General features: G+C 42.2%; 16 protein-coding genes and 1 rRNA gene. 12 read left to right on the top strand and 5 right to left on the bottom strand.

From position 1 onward, the window contains the following. Positions 1–68, bottom strand: a 16S ribosomal RNA gene (locus CDG77_RS19735); the annotation flags it as partial. Positions 69–378: 310 nt separating this feature from the next. Between CDG77_RS19735 and glyQ the strand changes: the two genes are divergently transcribed. From glyQ to CDG77_RS19720, 3 genes are all read left to right on the top strand, one after another. Continuing rightward, positions 379–1,293, top strand: a complete 915-nt coding sequence (glyQ, locus tag CDG77_RS19730; protein WP_094331033.1) for a glycine--tRNA ligase subunit alpha — start codon at positions 379–381, stop codon at positions 1,291–1,293. Positions 1,294–1,698: 405 nt separating this feature from the next. Continuing rightward, positions 1,699–4,053, top strand: coding sequence for a ComEC/Rec2 family competence protein (locus CDG77_RS19725; RefSeq protein WP_094331032.1), 2,355 nt, complete (start codon positions 1,699–1,701; stop codon positions 4,051–4,053). 25 nt (positions 4,054–4,078) lie between these two features. Next, complete coding sequence (locus CDG77_RS19720; protein ID WP_094331031.1) at positions 4,079–4,540, top strand: NADAR family protein; 462 nt, start codon at positions 4,079–4,081, stop codon at positions 4,538–4,540. 51 nt (positions 4,541–4,591) lie between these two features. On the opposite strand, the gene CDG77_RS19715 is transcribed toward CDG77_RS19720, so the two are convergent. Then, positions 4,592–8,194: an AAA-like domain-containing protein gene (locus tag CDG77_RS19715; protein ID WP_094331030.1), complete on the bottom strand. Its 3,603-nt coding sequence runs from the start codon at positions 8,192–8,194 to the stop codon at positions 4,592–4,594. A 257-nt stretch (positions 8,195–8,451) separates the two neighbouring features. Between CDG77_RS19715 and rpsO the strand changes: the two genes are divergently transcribed. The 3 genes from rpsO (at position 8,452) to aroF (ending at position 10,545) form a co-directional block, all read left to right on the top strand. Beyond that, positions 8,452–8,721, top strand: a complete 270-nt coding sequence (gene rpsO / locus CDG77_RS19710; protein ID WP_094331029.1) for a 30S ribosomal protein S15 — start codon at positions 8,452–8,454, stop codon at positions 8,719–8,721. A 13-nt stretch (positions 8,722–8,734) separates the two neighbouring features. Continuing rightward, on the top strand, positions 8,735–9,205 hold the full coding sequence (locus tag CDG77_RS19705; protein ID WP_094331028.1) for a PAM68 family protein: 471 nt from the start codon (positions 8,735–8,737) through the stop codon (positions 9,203–9,205). 281 nt (positions 9,206–9,486) lie between these two features. Next, entirely contained in the window at positions 9,487–10,545 is a 1,059-nt protein-coding gene (gene aroF / locus CDG77_RS19700) for a 3-deoxy-7-phosphoheptulonate synthase (RefSeq protein WP_094331027.1), read from the top strand. Between the two features lie 259 nt (positions 10,546–10,804). Here aroF and CDG77_RS19695 read toward each other — a convergent pair whose 3' ends face one another. Both CDG77_RS19695 and CDG77_RS19690 read right to left on the bottom strand, forming a co-directional pair. Beyond that, complete coding sequence (locus tag CDG77_RS19695; RefSeq protein ID WP_094331026.1) at positions 10,805–11,059, bottom strand: hypothetical protein; 255 nt, start codon at positions 11,057–11,059, stop codon at positions 10,805–10,807. A gap of 288 nt (positions 11,060–11,347) precedes the next feature. Continuing rightward, positions 11,348–12,616: an HhoA/HhoB/HtrA family serine endopeptidase gene (locus CDG77_RS19690; RefSeq protein ID WP_094331025.1), complete on the bottom strand. Its 1,269-nt coding sequence runs from the start codon at positions 12,614–12,616 to the stop codon at positions 11,348–11,350. A 237-nt stretch (positions 12,617–12,853) separates the two neighbouring features. Between CDG77_RS19690 and CDG77_RS19685 the strand changes: the two genes are divergently transcribed. The 4 genes from CDG77_RS19685 to CDG77_RS19670 all read left to right on the top strand — a co-directional run bounded on the left by CDG77_RS19685 (position 12,854) and on the right by CDG77_RS19670 (position 18,754). Further along, complete coding sequence (locus tag CDG77_RS19685) at positions 12,854–13,750, top strand: ATP adenylyltransferase family protein (protein WP_094331024.1); 897 nt, start codon at positions 12,854–12,856, stop codon at positions 13,748–13,750. A gap of 209 nt (positions 13,751–13,959) precedes the next feature. Further along, positions 13,960–15,840: an ABC transporter ATP-binding protein gene (locus tag CDG77_RS19680; RefSeq protein ID WP_094331023.1), complete on the top strand. Its 1,881-nt coding sequence runs from the start codon at positions 13,960–13,962 to the stop codon at positions 15,838–15,840. A 185-nt stretch (positions 15,841–16,025) separates the two neighbouring features. Beyond that, entirely contained in the window at positions 16,026–16,877 is an 852-nt protein-coding gene (locus tag CDG77_RS19675; RefSeq protein WP_094331022.1) for an HIT family protein, read from the top strand. 269 nt (positions 16,878–17,146) lie between these two features. Then, complete coding sequence (locus CDG77_RS19670; protein WP_094331021.1) at positions 17,147–18,754, top strand: histidine kinase N-terminal 7TM domain-containing diguanylate cyclase; 1,608 nt, start codon at positions 17,147–17,149, stop codon at positions 18,752–18,754. Positions 18,755–19,198: 444 nt separating this feature from the next. Here CDG77_RS19670 and CDG77_RS19665 read toward each other — a convergent pair whose 3' ends face one another. After that, complete coding sequence (locus CDG77_RS19665) at positions 19,199–19,960, bottom strand: Uma2 family endonuclease (protein WP_094331020.1); 762 nt, start codon at positions 19,958–19,960, stop codon at positions 19,199–19,201. 675 nt (positions 19,961–20,635) lie between these two features. Here CDG77_RS19665 and serA point away from each other — a divergent pair. Together serA and prmA are read left to right on the top strand one after the other, a co-directional pair. Beyond that, the gene (serA, locus tag CDG77_RS19660; protein ID WP_094331019.1) at positions 20,636–22,216 is read left to right on the top strand and encodes a phosphoglycerate dehydrogenase; all 1,581 of its coding nucleotides are present in this window, start codon (positions 20,636–20,638) and stop codon (positions 22,214–22,216) included. Between the two features lie 76 nt (positions 22,217–22,292). Then, entirely contained in the window at positions 22,293–23,213 is a 921-nt protein-coding gene (gene prmA / locus CDG77_RS19655; RefSeq protein ID WP_094331018.1) for a 50S ribosomal protein L11 methyltransferase, read from the top strand. The last annotated feature ends 58 nt before the right edge of the window (positions 23,214–23,271 follow it).

The following is a 23,271-nucleotide window of genomic DNA, read 5'->3' as shown; positions in this document are numbered from 1 at the left end:
CGTTCGACTTGCATGTGTTAAGCATACCGCCAGCGTTCATCCTGAGCCAGGATCAAACTCTCCGTTTTGGTTTGTTTGTAAGCTCATTAGCTGCTCTTTTTTAACTTCAGCTTAGTTATCTTTATTTTCTTGACGCAATACACTTGCTGTATAATTGCTTTCAAACTATAATATTTTCAAGGTTCGGTATCCCTTAAAGCGTCGCTTTTCAACGCTCCGCTTCAGGCACTTATTCAATATACCGAACCTATCTCCTCATGTCAACTACTTTTTCCAAAATATTTTGGAACTGTTTTTCTGTCCCCTCTAACTCCCCACAGTACAGGCTTCTAGGCAACAATGGTTTATGCACTGTGTCTAGTTATAAAGGGGGAAGTTGTGAATTTTCAATCGGTTATATCTCTATTGCATCAGTTCTGGAGCGATCGCGGTTGTCTCATCGCCCAGCCCTACGATATTGAGAAGGGAGCAGGTACTAAGAATCCCCAGACATTTTTAAGAGCATTAGGACCCGAACCGTGGGCTGTTGCTTATGTTGAACCGTGTCGTCGCCCGACGGATGGGCGGTACGGTGAAAACCCTAACCGTTTCCAGCACTATTATCAGTACCAAGTTTTGATAAAACCTTCGCCAGATAATATCCAGGAGATTTATCTTGATTCATTAAGGGTTTTAGGTGTTCGTCCTGAAGATCACGATATTCGGTTTGTAGAGGATAACTGGGAAGATGCGACGGTGGGAGCTTGGGGTACTGGGTGGGAAGTATGGTTAGATGGGATGGAAGTTACTCAATTTACCTACTTCCAGCAGTGTGGGGGAATCGATTGTCGGCCTGTGTCGATTGAGATTACTTATGGTTTAGAGCGGCTGACAATGTATCTCCAGCAAGTAGAAGCATTTACAAAGATCCAGTGGACGGACAACATTACTTATGGAGATGTTTTTCTGCAAAGTGAGATTGAGCAGTGTACATACAACTTTGAAGCGTCAAACCCTGAGTTGCTACTTACACTATTTAATTTGTATGAGCAGGAAGCTACCCAATTAACGGAGCGAGGATTGGTCTTGCCTAGCTTAGATTATGTAATGAAGTGTTCGCACACCTTTAACCTGCTGGATGCTAGAGGTGTAATTTCGGTGACGGAGAGAACTCGTTATATTGCCAGGATTCGGCATTTGGCTAGGAAGGTTGCTCATTTATATGTTGAGCAAAGGGAGAAGTTGGGTTTTCCGTTGCTCAAAGATTTAAAACCAGTTATACCTGGTGGGCAAGTAGAAGTCGCGCCTACATAGACAAAACTTGCCTCAGTAGCTTAAGAAACCCTTAATTTTGCATTCTATCAAGCTAGGCACATCTTTAATAATGTGGCTATTGCTAAAGCTCAAAAATACTGTTAAATCTTGAGTCTAGAACATTAAGGCTACAAGGATAAGGCCCGCCTCGCCTGTGCGGGCTTTGTTTGTATAAACTTGATGGACTATACTTCACCACAAGCATAAAAATTTGTCACTGTTGCTGATTAAAGAGATGCCAAGCTTATGTAGAGGGAATCTAGATTTAGATAATAAGAGTTTAGAAGATTTTATTTTTGAATTTCATTGCCAATTTCAACAACGTGGGTTTTTCTCTATTCCTACCCTAGCTATTTTTAAGCCAAATGCAAATTCGGGGTGTCAGGTGCTTTTACAAAAAATCTTATGATTCAAACCAGTGGTGTAATTATTTGTCTTGGTTATATTTTTGGGTTGCTGTTTACAGCAGTCCCTTGGGGTGGTGTATGGATTTTGGTTTTGGGGATAGTGGGAGCAATTGTTTTTAGAAGACGCACCAATTTACAACAACTTGCTCAGAAAGCAGAAAAGGCTGGAAGTAAAAATAAGGCTGTGTCTAACACTTGGCAAACTAATTCCCATCCTCGAATATGGTTAGCTGCTGGTTTGGTGGGATTATTGGCAACTTTATATTTTCAATGGCGAGTGCCGCAACCAGGTGCAAAAGATATTAGTCAGTTTGTTCCGCCTGGAAATAGCAATAATCAAGAGCAACTTGTGATTGTTCGTGGGGAAGTAGCGAGTAATCCCCGATTAACTCGCAGTCAGCGAGGACAATTTTGGCTGGAAGCGACTCAGATAGATGAGGTTAAAAATGAAAAAGGTTCAGTAGGTGTCCCAAAAGGGGTAACGGGCAAATTGTATGTGACAGTGCCTATACTTCAGGCTACTGGGTTATACCCTAGTCAACAAATTGCTGTGACTGGGATTTTGTACAAACCAAAGGCGGCTTCCAATCCTGGTGGTTTTGATTTTCAGAAGTTTCTCAAGCAGGAAGGAACGTTTGCTGGTTTGATTGGGCGACAAATAAATGTTTTGGATCGGGAACGTAAATGGGGATGGTGGCAAATTCGGGAGCGAATTGTGCGATCGCAAGTTCGTTGGTTGGGTATTCCTGAAGGGCCTCTTGTCAGTGCAATGGTGTTGGGAAGCAAAGCTGTTGATTTACCCTACGATATCCGCGACTTATTTGTACAAGCAGGATTAGCTCATGCTTTGGCAGCTTCCGGGTTCCAAACCTCTTTGATTCTGAGTGTTATCTTACAGTTAACCAGGCGGGCAAAAAAGGGAACACAATTTACCCTTGGATTTTTAGCTTTAATTATTTTTCTGAGTTTAACAGGTTTTCAGCCTGCGGTTCTCAGAGCCGTAATTATGGGTTTTGCGGCATTAGTTGGGCTGCTATTAAAAAGGAAGGTAAAACAGTTCGGTTCGTTACTATTAGCAGCAACTCTGTTATTAGTGTTTAATCCTCTATGGATTTGGGATTTAGGCTTTCAATTAAGTTTTTTAGCAACACTGGGATTAATTGTAACAGTACCTGCGTTAGTTAACCGTCTAGGATGGCTACCACCTGCGATCGCTGCTTTGATTGCCGTTCCCCTTGCTGCGACTCTTTGGACTTTACCTGTACAACTTTTTGTGTTTGGGGTTGTACCATCTTATAGTCTCTTGCTGAATGTGGTTAGCACCCCATTAATTTCGATCATTAGTATCGGTGGAATCATTAGTGCCTTAGTAGGTTTAATCTGGACTCAGGCAGGAAGTTTCCTGGCTGCGGTGTTGCATTACCCGACAGACTGGCTAATTAAATTAGTGGAATATTTTAGCAAGTTGCCCGGAAATTCTGTTGCTGTCGGCAGTATATCTAGTTGGCAGCTTTTAGCGATTTACGCACTGATTATACTGGTTTGGCTAGTCCCTTGGTGGCAGCGTCGGTGGTGGGTTGCTAATGTGATGGCGATTGGTTTAGTATTTATTCCCCTTTGGCATTCTACAAATACATTATTTAGGATAACGGTATTAGAATCTGGTACGGAACCAATTGTAGTTGTTCAAGATAGAGGGACTGTAACTGTAATAAATAGTGGCGATGAAGGGACTGGACGTTTCACAATCCTTCCGTTTTTACAACAACAAGGTGTAAATCAAATTAATTGGGCGATCGCAACTGATTTTCAACGCAATGAAAGTAATGCTTGGTTGGAATTACTGCAACGTCTACCAATAAAGAATTTTTATGAATATTCCCCTAATCCAGAAAATTCTATTGCAACCCAGGCAATTCAACAAGAATTACAAAAATATCAGGGTTCTTACCAACCGATGGCAGTTGGTCAAGCTGTAAAAACTGGTTCAATAGTGGCACAATTAATCAACGATCAATTACCTATTTTACAATTACAAATTTTAGATCAGAATTGGTTATTAGTTGGCAATGTCAAGTCTAAAGAGGTACAGCAATTAGTTAAAAATGGGAGTTTGTCTCGTCCACAAGTGCTGTGGTGTGACCCTCAGTCATTAAAAGATTTAGTTATTGCTCTGCAACCAGAAGTAGCGATCGCTTCTTCGGCTAACTTCGATCCAAAGGTTTTATCTGAATTGAATCAAAGCAAAACGAAACTATTTTTTACAGGACGGGATGGCGCGATTCAATGGACTCCTGATGGTCAGTTTGAGGCATTTATTGAAGCAGCAGAAAATAAATCATCTGTTTTATAAAAAATTCAAAGCGGTATCAATTTATATGACAATCTACTTTTATAGTACTCGTGAAGAATATGGCTGTTTCTCCAACTTTTCGCCCCACGGCTTTGAATTAGATGGATTATATTGGTCAACTAGCGAACATTACTTTCAAGCACAAAAGTTTGTGGGTACACCTCATCTAGAAAAAATCCGTCTAGTTAAAACCCCTAAAGATGCAGCAAAAATGGGGCGTGAAAGAACCCGCCCTCTTCGTCAAGATTGGGAACAAGTTAAAGACGACATAATGCGGCAAGCTGTGTTATGTAAATTCCAAACTCATACAGATATTAGGGATATCTTACTTTCTACAGGCAAAGCAGAAATTGTTGAAAACTCGCCCATCGATTTTTACTGGGGTTGCGGATCTGATGGTAGTGGTAAAAATATGCTAGGAAATATTTTAATGGAGGTGCGAGAGATCCTGCACCATGTATACAGCACACCCTCAGAATCAGAATAAAAAGACAAGAAAAGTAATTTCGAGGATGAAAAAAGTGGAGTCTTTGGAGTTTTAGTTGAAATTAAAGGGATCGCAAATAGTGCGTTCGCCCTTGGCGTTGGCAAAGCCATCGCTCTCCTCTAATGCTGTGTTAGTTTTCAAATAATCTTGCACTAGGGCGCAAGCATAAGCTGGTGCATTTAAGTTGAGAATTCGCTGTAAATTCCAGAGAATGAGCGTGTTGTCATCACCCCCTGAGACAAGCATTGTCCCATCCCGGCTGATGGCAATATCCCTAATTGCTGCGGTATGTCCTGTAAGAGTTGTGATTTCTGTACCATCCAACTTCCAAAGTTTGACGGTAGCATCCACACTCCCAGAAGCAATTATTTTTCCATCGGGACTAAACGCCACTCCCCAAATTGCAGCCGTATGACCTTTAAAAGTCTTCAGCAATTTGCCTTCAACTGTCCATAACTTAACAGTATTGTCGCCACTTCCAGTAGCTACCATCTTACTGTCAGGGCTGAAGGCTATTCTCCATACTGTCGCGGAATGACCTACAAGGGTTTTGAACAACTTACCATCAAGTGTCCACAATTTAGCAGTACTATCGCCACTGGCTGAACCAACAAGCCGCCCATCTGGACTAAATACGACGTGCCAAACTTCCGCCTGATGTCCTTTGAGAATCTTTGGTGCAGAGCGATCGCGTTTCCATATTTGAGCAATTTTGTCAACATTTGCCATTGCGATCGTTTGTCCATCAGGACTCAATACTGCTGCTAAGAGTTTACCGAGAGGATCTTTGTAAGTAGCGACTAGAGTGCCGTCTCGCTTATTGAGCTTTACCTTATCATCAGAAGTGCGAAGTGCTATTAATTTGCCGTCTTCACTGAATGAAACCTCAAAGATTGCGCCCCCAGATTCAGTAAAAGTTTTCAGCAATTTACCTTGGCGACTCCAAAGTTTAGCGGTATTCTCGTGGCTAGCTGTGGCGATCGCTGAACTATCGGAAGCGATCGCTATTGACCAAATCCCAGCTTTATGGGCAACGATCGGCTTCTGGAATGGGTTTTGACTTTGCCAGAGTCTAACAACGTTTTCTGCACCTGCCGAGGCAATAAAGCTGCCGTCTGGACTAAAAGTGATTCCCCAAACAGAGGCAGTGTGTCCTTTTAGTGTTCTCAGTTCTGTACCATCAATGTTCCAAAGTTTAATTGTTTTGTCAAGACTGGCGGAGGCAATAGTCTGACCATCGGGACTAAAAGCGACTCCCGAAATCCCAGCGCTATGACTTTTAAGAGTTTTATTAAAGCGGTAGCTGCTATCTGTGCTATTTCGCTGCCAAAGTTTGACAGTTGCATCTTCACTCGCTGAAGCAATGGTCTGACCGTCAGGGCTGAAAGCTACTCCTACAACCCAACCTGTATGACCTTGGAGAGGTTGTAAAGGCTTGGCGTTTTGCCACCCCGAACCATCACGTTTCCACAGTTTTACTGTTTTGTCTAGACTTGCAGCAGCAACTATTTGACCATCAGGACTAAAGGTGATTCCCCAAAATCCTACTGTGTCACTTTGAAACATTTTCAGCAAGGTTCCGTCTCGCTTCCAGAGTTTCACAGTTCTGTCGAAACTCGCAGAGGCAAGGAACTGACCATCGGGACTAAATGCTACTCCCCAGACTGAAGCAGTATGACCTTTGAAAGTGTTTAGCAAAGTGCCGTTTTGCTTCCAGATTTTAATAGTACCATCTTCGCTCGCCGAGGCGAGTGTCTGGCCGTCGGGGCTAAAATCGATTCCCCTAACTGCTGCCTGATGACCTTTGAGAGTTGCAACTTCTGTGCCATCACGTCGCCAAAGCTCGATCGTTTTATCTATACTTGCTGAGGCAATCAGAGAACTGTCGGGACTGACATCTACTGCTAAAACAGCTGCTGTATGACCAGAAAAACGATTGTACTCGTCTGCTCCATAAACTGCTTGGCGTAATACGTTATCTACTTGACGCTGAATATTTGTGTTTGGTTTACCTAGTTTTTGTAGTCTATGTTTGGCTTTAATTGCTTCTACAAGTGCATCCAATCTGCGATTTGAGGCAAATAATCCCTCAGAAGAGGATACAAGCGCTCTAGTTTCGCTGTTTCTAGCTTGATTTGCGCTTTTAAGAGCTTTACGGTACAAAATGAAACTTCCTATTCCCAAAGAGGAAGAAACTAGCAACCCAATACACACTGCCATTAGCAAAAATCTTTGCAGTTTAGCAGTTTTTTTCTCTTGGGTTAGTCGTGCTTCTACCTCTTGGGCACGGGCTGCCTCTAATGCCGTCTGTACTTCGCGTCGTTCGGATTCTTGACTAGCAGCTAAAAATTGATAATCCAAATCACTCAGACTTTTGCCCTGCGCCCAATTTTGAGTATCTTTTAGAGCCTGTCCTCGCAAAAGACGCGATTCATCTTTAAAGGAAGAGGCTACCCAAGAATTGAATGTTTGTGAGTAAGGGCGGAGATTGTCTAAATGCTTGATTACCCATTCAGTATTGAAAACATTCCGATAGATGGGATTTTTAATTTTGAGATAGCCCTTGTGTTTCTCGACTACACCAGATAACAACAGTTCTGTGTGTTCTTGACTATCATCAGTTCGGACAAAAAGATCGAGTGTATCTTTTATCTGTTCCCTATCCCCTGTTCCCTGTTCCCTACTCTCTGCTTGCAATACTCGTTGGTAAAGCCCTAGTAATCTTCCGGCTCGGTGTTCATTAAAAAGTAGGCGATCGCGAATTGTGCGGAGGTGTTCAGGATCGTCCTTGGCTTCCCAATGTTGAATAATCTGCGATCGCACAAATTCTTCTATCCAAGATGCTTCTGTTCCTGGCGGTAAATCAATTTTTCTATTGGATGTTTCTAAAGCTGCGTGGACAATTAACTGACAGAGTTTTTGGGTCAGAAATGGTTGTCCGCCACTCCAGTAAAGAATCTCTTGAAGTACTGCTTCCGGCTGAGTGATAACTTCCTCTAATCCCTTTAGCAATGGCGTGGCTTCATGGAGTTGAAAGCCATGTAAATCTATCGCTGTACCAATATTAAAAGGTGTGCGACGTTTGTCAGAAATTAGGTCAGATGGACTGGCTACCCCAAATAGCGTAAATCCCAAGCGTTGAAAATTCGGATCGTGTGCCTGTTGGTTATAACAATGACGAATCCAGGCAAAAAAGTCACTAGCAGGAAAATTTAAACTTAACAAACTATCAATCTCATCAATGAAGATGAAAATACGTTCGGCTTTGGTGTTTGGCAGCAACACTTCTTCTACGAACTGGTGTAGTTTTTGTACTGAGGAAAGACCTGCTTGCATCTCCCACCATTGCTTAAATTTGACTTTTTCTACCAGATTTAAGGCGTAGAACAAGCTGATAATAACGCCCTTATACCATTGTTCTGGTGTAGTATCTTCGCTACCCAATGTGGTCATATCCAAGTAAACACAGCTATAGCCTTCCTGTCTGAGACGATAACTTGTGCGCTGTAATAGCGATGACTTGCCCATCTGTCGAGAATTGAAGACATAACAAAAATCGCCAGCCTTCAGGCTTGTATAAAGTTTTTCGTCTGCCTGACGAATAACATACGTGGGATCGTCACTGCGAAGACTACCCCCTACCTGGTATCTCATATTGAAGTACGATTATCAAACAAAGAGATTAACACAACGAATAGTAATTGAATTGTAGAATTCTGTGAAACTATAATTGTTTGGCAAAATTAGGGCGGTGGAGTTCGCAAGGTGGTTAAGATGCGATCGCTATTTTTTACTTAGTATTCTAAATTGCAAGGTGTAACAGCAAAGATGATTCGACATCCAGCTTAAGGGCTGTGATATTATGGGAGACTGCTACATAACATTTAGAAAAACTAGAAATTGAATCAATCATGGCTCTGACGCAACTGCGGAAACAAGAAATCATTTCCACCTACCAAGTTCACGAAACCGACACGGGATCGTCCGATGTCCAAGTTGCCATGCTAACTGAGCGCATTAACCGCCTCAGCGAACATCTCCAGGCAAATAAAAAAGACCATTCTTCTCGCCGGGGACTGTTGAAGCTAATTGGTCAGCGCAAGCGCCTTCTAGCGTACATATCGCAGGAAAGCCGCGAAAAGTATCAAGCTTTGATCGCTCGCCTCGGTATTCGTGGATAGGGAACTACCGCTTATGTCTGCTGAAGAATCTGAACGCAGTCGCTTGCCCTTTGAACCAAACAAAAAGCGCCAAAAACCCGCAAAAACTCAAAGTAAACCAGCAGCACAGCCACAAGAATCAGGCAAACAGGCTGATAAAAAACAGACTTACACTAAACAAGAGATGGCTATTCCCCAAGTAGTCAGCCAGAGGATGATCCGACGGGTAGCTGTGTTCTGTGGCGTACCAACAGCTTTGGGCATTAGCGCCCTAGTTGTAAGCTATTTGCTTGCTATCTACTCCGACATCCAACTACCTCCCATCGCTGTGTTATTGGTGAACATGGGATTATTTGGTTTGGGAGTCTTAGGGATAACTTATGGCGTTCTTTCTGCCTCTTGGGATGAAGAAAGAGTTGGAAGTTTGCTAGGTTTGGGTGAGTTCAACACCAATTGGGGACGAATGGTGGAAGTTTGGCGCGAAACTCGGCAAAAAAACTCATAATTAATGGCGCTCAGATATTAGGTAACTGTGGTATTGGGTAAATGAAGAAGTGAATGTTGAAGTTGAAATTTTATAACTTCAACATTGCTAATTAAAATTAGACAATCTTTTTATACCTACATCCAGCTACCCAGTAGTAAAACTACTGACTGAGCGCTATAATTTTGTCTATTTATTTTGTAAATAAATTTTGTTTTTAACTATTCATAATTAGGCCAATAGGCAACAATAAAGTTAGCCAATTTACAAAAAATTTTACTCCATTCATCAGGAAGTTTCACATGATTATAGTAATGAAAAGTGGCTCCCCAGAGGCGGAAATAAACCGCATTGATGAGGAACTAACTAGCTGGGGGCTAACTCCAGAAAAAATTGTTGGTCAACACAAAGTAGTTATTGGTCTTGTTGGTGAAACTGCTAGCTTAGATCCACTACAAATTCAGGAACTTAGTCCCTGGATTGAGCAGGTATTGCGGGTAGAGCAGCCTTACAAACGAGCCAGCCGCCAATACCGTCACGGTGAAGCGTCGGAAGTAGTAGTTAATACTCCCAATGGAGAAGTGATATTTGGTGAACACCAGCCTTTGGTAGTAGTTGCTGGCCCCTGCTCAGTAGAAAATGAAGAAATGATTGTGGAGACAGCGCGGCGCGTCAAGACGGCTGGAGCTAAGTTTTTGCGCGGCGGGGCATACAAACCAAGGACTTCACCTTACGCCTTTCAAGGACACGGCGAGAGTGCTTTGGATTTATTAGCGAAGGCGCGAGAAGTTAGTGGACTAGGTATTATTACAGAAGTGATGGATGCAGCCGACCTGGATAAAATTGTCGAAGTTGCTGACGTGATTCAGGTGGGAGCAAGGAATATGCAGAATTTCTCCTTGCTCAAAAAAGTGGGAGCGCAGCCGAAACCAGTTCTCTTAAAGCGGGGAATGGCGGCTACTATTGAAGATTGGTTGATGGCAGCCGAGTATATTTTGGCATCTGGTAATCCCAATGTGATTTTGTGTGAAAGGGGAATACGCACCTTTGACCGCCAGTATACGCGAAATACGCTGGATTTATCGGTAGTGCCAGTCTTGCGAAAGCTGACTCACCTGCCAATTATGATTGACCCCAGCCACGGCGTAGGCTGGTCTGAGTTTGTGCCGTCAATGGCAATGGCTGCGATCGCAGCTGGCACAGATTCCCTGATGATAGAAGTTCACCCCAACCCTGCCAAAGCTTTATCCGACGGGCCTCAATCTGTGACACCAGACCGTTTTGATAAATTGATGCAAGAATTAGCAGTGATTGGTAAGGCAGTAGGACGCTGGCCGCAACCAGCAGTAGCTCTAGCTTAAAATTCAGTTGTAACTTATTGCTACCTATTTATTAATAAATATGAAATAAATCCCCTTGAGAAATATTCCCAAGGGGATTTTTAAACACTAACCAAATCTATGAAAAAAGAACTCTGCAATCAATATTGATAGACAATATTTTTTGCATTTGTAAGCTGAAAATATTTTAATTTGCATCCTCCAAAAAATAAATCTCTTCTGGGGTGGGCATCTTGCCCGCCCTAGCTATGCAAATTAAATGCACGACAGCTTAGGTCTTTTATCTTCTATATACATAGCGAGCAGGTATCCACCTACGGCCACGATTTGTTTGCACCCAACGTCCAGGAACCAATATTCTTCTTCTCGCTTGAATAGGAGTACGAACCCTAACTGGCGACGATTTTCTGATGATTCTAACTGGAACTGGTCGCCTAACAGACCGTCTAATCTGAGCATCGGCCTGGGAAGGAATAAAGGTAAAAGCAATTGGTAAAATCAGCGCTGCACTAGCAAGCATTCTTTTAATACTCATTCGCAAACTTTCCTTCTGTAGATATAGACATCAAATTGATTAATATTTCGCAAAATATTAATCAGTTTCACAAATAAATGATATGGCTGAAAAGAGCTATACACTAGTGAAAAAGGTAATTAACTGTACCGTGACTAATGTCATGGATCAAAAATATAAAAATAACTCTGTTTTTGAAGAAAACTTCTGATGTTTGTGGCAATGCCCAGCTTATCTTTGCCACCTAAAAAAAAGGGACGGGCAAAATACCCATCCCAATAAATTCACTTTTACTCAATAGAAAAACTTTTATTGTACTGGTTGGGTGGGGAAAGCACCTGGTTGTACGGCTACGTTAAGATTCTGTCCATTGCGACGTAATTCCAAGCGCAAATCACCCCCGACTTGGCTATTTTCTACTACTTTTTGGACACTGCTGGCATCTGTGACTGTTTGCCCACCGAGCTTTTGGATAACATCACCAGCACGGATGCCTGCTTTAGCGGCTGGTGAATTTGGCACAACTTTCACAACTAATACACCTTTATCTTCATTTACACTCAAACCGCTATTAGGATCTGAGTTGATGTTTTGTTTTAGCTGAGGCGTTAACCCTACCATCTGAATTCCCAAATAAGGATGTTCTACTTTGCCTGTAGCTATTAGTTGACTGGAAATGCGTTGTGCTGTGTTGATGGGAATAGCAAAACCTAATCCTTGTGCCCCTTGGATAATGGCTGTATTCATGGCAATTACCTCACCACGATAATTTAGCAAGGGTCCACCGGAGTTACCGGGATTAATGGCTGCATCAGTTTGAATATACTCTACTCGCTTATCGGGAGCGCCGATTAGATTGCTACTGCGTCCAGTAGCACTGATAATTCCGGTAGTTACTGTATTATCTAGTCCAAGGGGGTTGCCGATCGCGATCGCCCATTCTCCAGGTTGCAGTTTATCTGAGTTACCCAATGCAACTAAAGGCAGATTGTCCGCCTGAATTTTGACAACAGCAACATCAGTCAATTCATCTTTTCCTAAAACCTTTCCTTTAAAGCTACGTCCATCCTTAAGTGTTACTGTTACTGTATCAGCACCATCGACTACGTGAGCATTGGTGAGAATACGACCATCAGCACTAATAATAAAACCTGAACCAGTACCCCGTTCTACGCGATTCTGTTGTTGTTCTGGCATTTGAGAGCCAAAGAAGCGTTGAAAAAATGGATCGTTAAATTCATCTGGTATCTGAGTTTTTACGGTTCGGGAAGAATCAATTCGCACTACAGCCGGCCCAACCCTTTGTACCACCTGGGTAACAAAGTTAGGATCTGTGGCAGATGGTAATGGAGGAGCCGCATTTACTCGACTCACCGCCAAATTAGATGCACTTTCAGACACCTGCTGAGGGTGTCCAGCCATATAGCCGCCTGCAAATGTCATACCCGATCCCAGCAGCACCAGCGATAGAGAGGCGGCAGCCTTTTTCCAGGGTGCTCGATTATGGTATTTGACATCAGCAGTGTTGGATAAAATGCTATTTGATGGGTGTTCTCCATCACGAGGTTGGTTTTGCATTGCTGTCTGGAAGGATATTTAGATGTATTACTAATGTAGATATGATTTGTGACAGTTTTGTTGCGGAGGTATTGCGTTGTTGTGAAAGCTTTGGTATTTTATTAAACCGTTTTGGAATATACTCATTCGTAGGGGCACACAAATATAATGCGTATAAAGTTAGAACCAGTAAGGTTTATAACCGCCAATTTTATATTAAGTTGACTGCGTGTTCCATACCATGCCTAAAGGAATAAAATGGCACAGGGGAAAATCTTACTGAAGCCTGGCACTTTATGGACAAGTGTTAAAGAACGGACTAATCATGCTTTACAATGTGGGGCGCTACTGTCGATCCTGACAGAATTTGAATTTGTCGAACAGGATGGCGTGCGCTTTTTGGTGCGGATTTTGTCTAACCTGAATCGCAAAAAAGCAGCTAAGGAGAAACAGGAAAAACAATCTGTTATTTCTGGTGAAGAGTTTAACCCTTTTTTGCCTTATGAAGAAGATTTATTTGTGGCGGATATTTCCGATACTCATGTATGTATCTTTAATAAATACAATGTTGTAGATTATCACCTGCTGATCGTTACCCGTACCTTCCAGGAACAGGAAAGTTTGCTGAATTTGGAAGATTTTGCAGCTATGTGGGCGTGTTTAGCTGATTTTGATGGTTTAGCATTTTACAACAGTGGCAAAAATGCAGGTGCTAGTCAGCGACACAAACACTTGCAATTAGTACCACTACCGCTTGCATCTTCAGGGCCACAAATACCGATTGAACCTTTACTGACAGCAACACAATTTCAAGACTCGAACGCAACTTTAACAAAGCTTCCTTTTATACACGCTTTTGCACCACTAAACCCTGATTGGATGGAGTCACCATTTACAGCAGCCCAAGCAACACTAGAAGTTTATCGCACTTTGCTAGGGGCTGTAGGTTTAGATGCAAGGCAATTGGGTGCTTACAATCTGCTAGCTACACGAGAATGGATGTTGATCGTACCGCGAAGGCAGGAGCATTTCCAATCTATCTCTGTGAATTCATTAGGATTCGCTGGTGCTTTGCTAGTGCGAAACGCAGCAGAAATGGAGATTCTCAAAGCCCAAGGGCCGATGACCATTCTCAAAAACGTTGCTATATCTTAACCAAGTTGGTACAATGTATATCTTAAAAAGTTATTTGGGTAGTTACCCTGAAGTGTCTGGGTAAAAGATTTGGGTCTTGAGAATCAGGACTCCTGCCCTTGAAAGGAATGTCAGACCAATAGAACTAAAGAGTCCTGGAGGTTATTCCCGATGAATTGGGAAGCGCCATCGGATAATATAGCGGGGTAGTTAACTATAATGCTCTTACTATGAGCATCTACCAATTCCTCAAAAAATCTTATACACAACCTCGTCGGCGTGAAAATGACTGGCGGTTGTTTTTGCGTTTAGTGCCTTATGCCCGTCGTAGCGGACGACTGTTAACGCTGTCGATGTCCCTACTTGTACCGCTTGCACTAGCTAATGCCATACAACCTCTGTTGATTGGCCAAGTTATCTCCCTAATTCGCAATGAACCAAGCACTTACGAATTTCTCAAGAATCGCCCCTTGTCCCAAGGGCTGAATATTCTGGAGGGATTGTTGTTTGTTGCGATCGCAATCCGATTGTTGTTGACAGGCTACCAGGGTTATTTAGTACAGAAGCTAGGGCAAGAAATCACTGTAGCAATTCGCCAAGACTTATTCCAACACGTAACATCCCTAGCAGTACGCTTTTTTGACCGCACACCTGTAGGTAAATTAATCACCAGAATTACCAGCGATGTGGAAGTATTAGGCGATGTCTTTTCCACTGGGGCAATTGGCATCGTGTCTAATTTGTTTTCCATGTTGGTGATTTTGGGTTTAATGTTTTCTATCCAATGGCAACTCACTTGCTTGTTGCTATTAATGCTGTTACCAGTTACCTGGTTAATTGTTTACATTCAGCAACAATACCGCAAAGCCAACTACAAAGGGCGGGAAGAACTTTCTATATTGAACTCACAGCTACAAGAAAATGTCCTTGGCATTAATGTTGTGCAGTTATTCCGCAGAGAAAAATTTAATGCCGAACTGTTTCGCGCCACCAACAGCCATTACACTCAGCAAATGGATCAAACCATCTTTTATGATTCATTTATTTCAGCAACCTTAGAATGGATTGGGCTGATTGCGATCGCAGCTGTTTTGTACATGGGTAGTTCGTTACTCTCAGGAAAAACTTTAGCTTTTGGGACTTTATCTGCATTTATCTTGTATGCCCAGCGATTATTTGACCCTTTAAGAGATTTTGCCGAAAAATTTACAGTCATTCAAGCTGGTTTTACCGCCATTGAACGCGTAGGCGATATATTAGATGAACCGATAGAAATCCGCGATCGCGCCAATGTGCGCTTTTCAATATTTGATGCTAAATTCGGCTACATAGACGAGATCGTTGCAAATCTAGAATCCCCAGATATCACTTCCCCACCTGAACTTGGCGAGATTCGCTTCGATCGTGTCTGGTTTGCTTACAAAAATGATGATTATGTAATTAAAGACTTAGATTTCACCATTCGTCCTGGTGAAAAAGTGGCCTTAGTCGGCCCCACAGGTGCGGGTAAAACTTCGATCATCCGGCTTTTGTGCCGCCTCTACGAACCCACCCAAGGACGCATTCTTATCGATGGCGTAGATATTCGAGAAGTCCCACAGGCAGAACTGCGGCGCTATATGGCAGTGATTTTACAAGATGGCTTCTTGTTTGCAGGCGATATTAAAAGCAACATTTCTTTAGGAGATGGCTATACCATTGAACAGATTCAACAAGCAGCAGAGCAAACCAATATTGCCCAGTTTATAGAAGAACTACCCCAAGGTTATGATACTCAACTTCGAGAACGGGGCACAAATATTTCTAGCGGTCAAAAGCAACTTTTAGCCTTTGCGCGGGCTGCTATTCGCGATCCCCAAATTTTGGTATTAGATGAAGCTACCGCTAGTTTAGATGTTGGCACAGAAGCTTTAGTTCAAGAGGCATTAAACGAGCTATTGCTCAGACGTACTGCCATTATTATCGCTCACCGCCTGTCTACAATTCGCAATGTAGACCGGATTTTTGTTTTGAAGCGTGGCGAATTAATCGAACAGGGAAGTCACGATCAACTGCTGCAACAAGGAGGACTTTATGCCACTTTGCATAACTTACAGATGTTGGGAACCTAAGAGATCGTAGGGAAAAACTAAGATGAATAGTTACGCGAGCTTAGGTATTGATCCTGATGCGACACCGATAGCGAGTCTACGGTAAAGCACCCTGGCGCGAACGAGCGTCATAGCCCATCATAGAAATCGCATAACCTCAAGAGATGCTGGGAATAATAATTTTGGGACATCAGCACCAAAATTCCATGAAACAGCAAAAAAATCAGTTCAGCCATCTTACTGCGATCGAAAGAAGTTATCTATCATTTCCTGCACAGTTTTTATTGAATCAAAATCTTCTCCAAGGTAAGATACTAGACTTTGGTTGTGGCTTTGGTAATGATGTTAAAATCTTACACCAAAAAGGTTGTGATATTACAGGCTATGACCCTTATTATTTTCCAGAATATCCTGATAATAAATTCGATACAATAATTTGCTTTTATGTTTTAAATGTTTTGTTTACCGAAGAACAAACTAATGTTCTTATGGAAGTATCACACTTATTAAAACCAGGGGGCAAAGCTTATTATGCTGTAAGAAGGGATCTCAAAAAAGAAGGGTTTCGAGAACATTATGTCCATAAAAAACCTACCTATCAGTGTATTGTAAAACTTCCCTTTACTTCAGTCTGCTTAGATGAGTATCGAGAATTATATGAATATATTCACTATAATCATCAGCGAAATTCATCTAATTATTGTATATTCTGTAATCCTCATAAAAATCTCAAACTAGTAACTGAATCAGCAACTGCTTATGCTATTTTTGATGGCTATCCTATAAGTAAAGGACACGTTTTAGTTATCCCTAAACGTCATGTTAGCAGTTATTTTGAACTACCGATGAAAGAGCAATCTGCTTGCTGGTTTATGGTGAATAAAGTACAAGAAATTCTGAAAGCAGAATTTGAACCTGATGGCTTTAATATAGGAATGAATATCAATCGAGCCGCCGGTCAAAATATTATGCACGCCAGTATTCATATTATCCCTCGCTACAAAGGTGATACTGTCTCTAATAAAAGTGGAATCAGGAACGTTATTCCTAAAAAATAATAGTTTTTCTCTAATAATTCATGAGCCAGAATTCCAATACTTCTCGGTTAAGGCGAAAAAGGCTTTTTAACCCACAGAGGTGGGTTTTGTTTGTGTAAATCCGGTTTATAACCGCCCATTTCGCGTTAAGTTGACTTAACCGAGAAGTATTGGGCACAATTCTGCTATAACTTGGCTTTTTTGACATGATTATGAAAATCATAGGAATATCATGACTTGTTCAAACTTATCTCATAAGGTTGAGATCAAATATTAAATGCTTCGTCACCATGATTTTTCAGTACAATCTCTATTTTGTTATTCTGAGCGTTACTGTAATCATCTCAACTACTGTTGCGTTTGCAGCTTGGCAGCGTCGCTCAATTTGTTTGGCTAGCAAGCCTTTCATTTCGATGATGCTAGCGATCGCAGGATACGCTACAGTTGCAGCAATGGAAGCAGGAGCAATTTTGCTCCGAGAAAAAATATTTTGGTCAAAGCTGGAGTATGTCGGCTCAGGCAGTGTAATTACACTCTTCCTGATATTTGCAATGCAGTTCACGAATAAAAATCGTTGGCTAACGCCTCGAAATACTGCGTTGCTATGGGCTATCCCTACCTTCAATGTGATTTTGGTAGCAACAAACGAATGGCATGGTTTAGTCTGGTCTGGCTTTTTGCCAGATCCCAAAGGAACTAATTTTGTAATTTATCAACATAATCTTGGTTTTTTTTGGATTATGGCCTGCGTTTACCTCTACACACTTACAGGGGTAGTAATGCTTATTCAGAAAGCCTTAGTGCCATCAGTTCTGTCTCGTCGGCAGTCAAGCATGGCATTAGCTGGTGCAGTATTACCAATATTAGGCGCTAGCTTGTATATGCTCCGCCTCACTCCTCCTGGTCTAAATATCACTCCCATGAGCTTTATGCTGGCTGGACTGTTCTATTTTGTTAGCCTTTTTCGCTTTCGGATGTTTGATCTCGTTCCTGTAGCTAGAGACACGTTAATTGAGAATATGAGTGACGGTGTGCTGGTGCTGGATGCCCAAAACCGGATTATTGACTTTAATCCGGCGCTAAAACATCTGATTGGGGTAAAAAAGCAGCATATTGGACAACCAGCTGCTCAAGTTATAGCAAAATGGCCAGAAATCATCAGGCTGTACCATACTCATGAAAGCGTCAAAACTGAGATATTCATCGATTCGGTAACTCCTTGTTATGTAGAGCTACTAATTACTTCATTACACAATAAGCGCAAGCAGTTAACAGGTCGTTTACTTGTTTTGCGTGACATTACCCAACGTTATCAGGCTGAATCTGAACTGCGACAGGCGAATGAATATTTGCAAAAACAGGTACTTGAAATTCAAACATTACAAGTTCAGTTAAGAGAACAGGCTATGCGGGATGGACTGACAGGCTTGTTTAATCGGCGTTATTTTGACGAGATATTCCCAAAAGAACTAATACGAGCAACGCGAGATTCTGAGCGAGTTGCTTTGATAATTATGGATATCGATTATTTTAAAAATGTTAATGATACATTCGGTCATCAGGCTGGCGATCGCGTAATTCAGATATTTGCAGACCTTCTTCGCTACTATAGTGATAGTAATTCTCAAAACATTGCGTGCCGATATGGTGGTGAAGAGTTTGTATTAGCTTTACCTGGGCTGACACAGGAGAAAGCCTTTGAACACGCCGAACATATTCGGTTATCGTTTCAAGCTGCGCGGTTGGAATCTAGAGGTAAAGAAATATATACAACGGTTTCAGGTGGAGTAGCCGTGTTTCCGGATCATGGAAAAACCACTGATGAATTATTGCAAGTAGTCGATCAAGCGCTATATGCCGCTAAGTTAGATGGGCGTAATTGCATCAAGTGTGTGTAATCTAATTGATAAAATGCAGAAATTTCAACAATGATTTACAGCAAATTTTAAGGAAGGTTAAGTACAAAATTTAAGTCTCAAAGGTAGGTATAAAGCCTGTTTTACTTCTGACTTCACCAATTCGGACAACTTAGCAGAGCTTTCCTTGCTCCACTGTTGAATTCTGCTGTATGAAAAATACATAAATCTGAAAAATCCGATTTTTCAGTCTAGTAGTCTGTCAAATTCATTTTGACGGTTAGAGAGACGCGATAAATCGCCGTCTCTACAGGAATTTATCCATCAATTATTTATTGACAGACTACTAGTTGAAAATATTGCAAAATATTTTCAACTAGTAGATGGGCGTGAATAAATATAATATGTTCCGTCATTGCGAAGCAATCCCAGAGACTTTGCGATTGCTTCGCAATGACATCTTACTATTTAATTATGCTTACCTACTTAACCCAGATTATCTGGATCTATTCCTAGCGCTCTTAATTGTTCTGTCAATTGTTGCACCCGTTCTTCTGCTTGTTGAGCGCGTTGTGCTTCTTGTTGAGCGCGTTGTGCTTCTTGTTGAGCGCGTTGTGCTTCTTGTTGGGCGCGTTGTACTTCTTGTTTTACCTGTTCTGCGGGCGTGAGATACCGTTGTCCTTGCTCATCATACCAATACATCCATTCCCGCGTTACACCGCAATAATTTCCCCTTTCGCAACCAATTCCTAAGCCAATTTCTGGTAGCCAAACAGGGTTTCTTTCTTGCAATTCATACTTACCATTAACTAACTTATGTACTTCCAGATGGGGTTTGCGGCGGCGACGAGAGGAATAAATCACGTAGTAAAGTACGCCCAACGCTGCATATTCATCCAATTTAGTAGTGTATTCTTTGCGATAATTTTGGGAAACTACTTCTAGCACGAAAATCGGTACAACATTTTCATCCCACAGCACATAACTAGGACGCAACTCTTCATCATAAAACCGCTCTACCCCTAAGCTCAAAAACCCATCTGGCACAATGGGCGGTTTATCAGGGTGATAATAAATACCCATATCTATGGCAAATAGCCAGTCCATGCGTTCTGACCAAAGTATCAGCAGGATCGCCTTCAGCAACCCTGGTATCAATTCTTGTAGTTCATTATCCACAGGTGTTTCGTCAGAGTCTGGTAGCTCCTCGGCTGAGGGCAAGTACCTTGGCAAGTTGTACTCTAACATGGCTGGTTTCCCCAAAACTCAAAGGATATTTGGCTCACCAGAATTATAGCGATTTCTCCGCAACTATATTCAGTAGAGTACTAATGTACATTAAATACTCTACTGAATATAGTTGCTAGCTTTTAATTACTAAACAATTTTAAATCTGCCGGAATCATGAACAATAAAATTTATTTGATGCCTAAATTCTAGCTATCACAATCCGATTATCTTAGATTATGCAATGTTTTGCTTTGACTAAGAGATACCACTTGTGGTAATGAGAAACAGACAAGATTCGACAGATATAATAGTTACTAGCTCATTTGCTGCTTATGCAGAGCATTGCTTCAGCGAAAGTTGCAGCCCAGTATAGAATATAGGCATTTCTACCCCACCAAGGAAATTGCTTAAGCCGATAAAATTTTGGTAACTCTTAACTATTAATAAATATATAGGTGCTTAGTGCTATTAATGCTTTATATTTAGCTACAGGGTGGTGCAAACAGCCACTCATTTTTAAATACTTAGGAGGGAGTACCTATCGGAAGGAACTCACGCTTCGATACCATCAGCACGTAGCGTAAGTAAAGGTTAAGTTGATATTCAAACAAATAATTTTGCTGAATTGCGACGGATAAAGACTAAACTAAAAAGTCTTGTGCAGCAAAACCTGTAGCTTTAAATGTAGTAATCATGTCTAAGGTTCTTGTCTCAGATTCTATTGACCAAGCTGGAATTGACATTCTTTCGCAAGTTGCTACTGTTGATGTCAAACTAGGTCTAAAACCAGCCCAACTGCTCGAAATTATTGGTGAGTATGACGCACTGATGATTCGCTCTAGTACGCGGGTAACTCAAGAAATCATTGAAGCCGGCACTCAGCTAAAAATCATCGGTCGTGCTGGTGTGGGTGTGGATAATGTGGATGTTCCCGCAGCCACACGTCGGGGAATTGTGGTAGTCAATTCTCCAGAGGGAAATACAATTGCCGCTGCCGAACATGCACTAGCAATGATTTTGGCCTTATCTCGCCACATCCCCGATGCTAACGCCTCGGTGAAACGCGGTGCGTGGGATCGCAATAGCTTTGTTGGCGCGGAAGTCTACAAAAAAACTCTCGGCGTTGTCGGTTTGGGTAAGATTGGCTCCCATGTTGCGGCTGTCGCTAAGACAATGGGGATGAAACTCCTAGCTTACGACCCTTTTATTTCTACAGACCGAGCCGAACAACTTGGCTGTCAGTTGGTGGAGCTAGATTTACTTTTCCAGCAAGCAGACTATATCACCCTGCACATCCCCAAAACCCCAGAAACCACCCACTTAATCAATGCCACAACTCTGGCAAAAATGAAACCCACAGCCCGGATTATCAACTGCGCTCGTGGTGGGATCATTGATGAAGTAGCTTTAGCCGCAGCTCTGAAAGCGGGTAAAATCGGCGGTGCAGCCTTGGATGTATTCGAGTCTGAACCACTGGGTGAATCGGAATTGCGATCGCTAGGCAAAGAAGTTATCCTCACCCCCCACTTGGGAGCCTCTACCGCAGAAGCTCAAGTGAATGTGGCTATTGATGTTGCCGAACAAATTCGGGATGTCCTTTTAGGATTACCAGCCCGTTCAGCCGTCAACATTCCCGGACTCGGCCCCGATGTGTTGGAAGAACTCAAACCCTACATGCAACTAGCAGAAACTCTGGGTAATCTGGTAGGACAGCTAGCTGGCGGACGGGTGGAAGTACTCAATATTCGTCTGCAAGGGGAACTCGCTACCAACAAAAGTCAGCCTTTGATAGTAGCTGCCCTGAAAGGACTACTTTACCAAGCTTTGCGGGAACGGGTAAATTACGTCAATGCCAGCATAGAAGCCAAAGAACGCGGAATTCGGGTAATCGAAACCCGCGATGCTTCCATCAGAGACTATGCTGGAACGCTTCATCTAGAAGCCACGGGTACTTTAGGGACTCACTCTGTCACAGGTGCTTTGCTAGGTGAGCGGGAAATCCACCTAACTGATGTTGATGGTTTCCCCATTAACGTCCCACCTAGCAAATATATGCTGTTTACCTTGCACCGCGATATGCCGGGGATTATTGGCAAACTTGGTTCCCTACTCGGCAGTTTTAATGTGAATATTGCCAGTATGCAAGTAGGTCGTAAAATCGTCCGTGGTGATGCGGTAATGGCTCTAAGTATAGATGACCCTTTACCTGAAGGCATTTTGGATGAGATTATAAAAGTCCCTGGTATTCGGGATGCGTATACAGTAACTCTATAAAGGCAAAAGTAAAAAGGCAAAAGTAAAAAGAAATACTTTTTCTTTTGCCTTTTACCTTTTTACTTTTTACTTTTTTATGGCAAACACCTGGTGGGAACTACAGATTTTATGCGAACCAGACCTAGAAGATTCGATCTTTTGGCGACTGGAAGATTTTGGCTGTCGTGGGACAGCTAGTGAAAACAAAGGAAATTCATCTTTAGTCAGGGCTTATTTATCGACAATTCAAACACAGCTTTTAGATTTGGCAGCGCTGTCACTGTGGCTGCGTCAAGATGCCCTTTGTATAGGAGTTTCATCTCCCTCTCTGCAATGGCAGTTAATTGATGAGGAAGATTGGGCAACTAGCTGGAAACAATATTGGCATCCGCAAGAAATCGGCGATCGCTTCTTAATCAACCCCGCGTGGCTACCATTGCCAGAAACAACCGAACGGTTAGTGATTCGTCTCGATCCAGGTGTAGCATTTGGTACGGGCAACCATGCCACCACTCAGTTATGTTTGGAATCCCTGGAAATGCGACTGAGTGGAGTTCCTCAGTCATTTGTGGGTAATAGTGGGAAACATGAACATTTGGTAATTGCAGACATTGGCTGTGGTTCTGGTATCCTTTCTATTGGGGCGTTGCTACTGGGAGCCGAAAAAGTCTATGCAGTAGATAACGATCCTTTAGCAGTGCAATCAACTATCAGCAATGGTGCCCTAAATGATATTGGCTCAGAACGTTTACTACCAGCACTGGGGAGTGTAGACGTTTTGACAAAACTGCTTGAAAAACCAGTGGACGGTATTGTATGCAATATTTTGGCTAATGTGATTATTGAGTTGATTCCAGAAATGAGTGCGATCGCTAAACCTGAAACTTGGGCGATCTTCAGTGGTATTTTACTAGAACAATCTAAAGCTGTTGCAGACGCTTTAGAAAAACATGGTTGGGTCGTAGCTACCCTGTGGAAACGAAAAGAATGGTGTTGCTTGAATGTACGGCGTTCTTAACCTACGCAAAACTACACACTGGAGGGGCAATACATGCATTGCCCCTACCTGAAAGTTT

The organism is Nostoc sp. 'Peltigera membranacea cyanobiont' 213 (assembly GCF_002245975.1).
Lineage (GTDB): Bacteria > Cyanobacteriota > Cyanobacteriia > Cyanobacteriales > Nostocaceae > Nostoc.
This window is presented reverse-complemented; position numbering and strand designations above follow the sequence as displayed.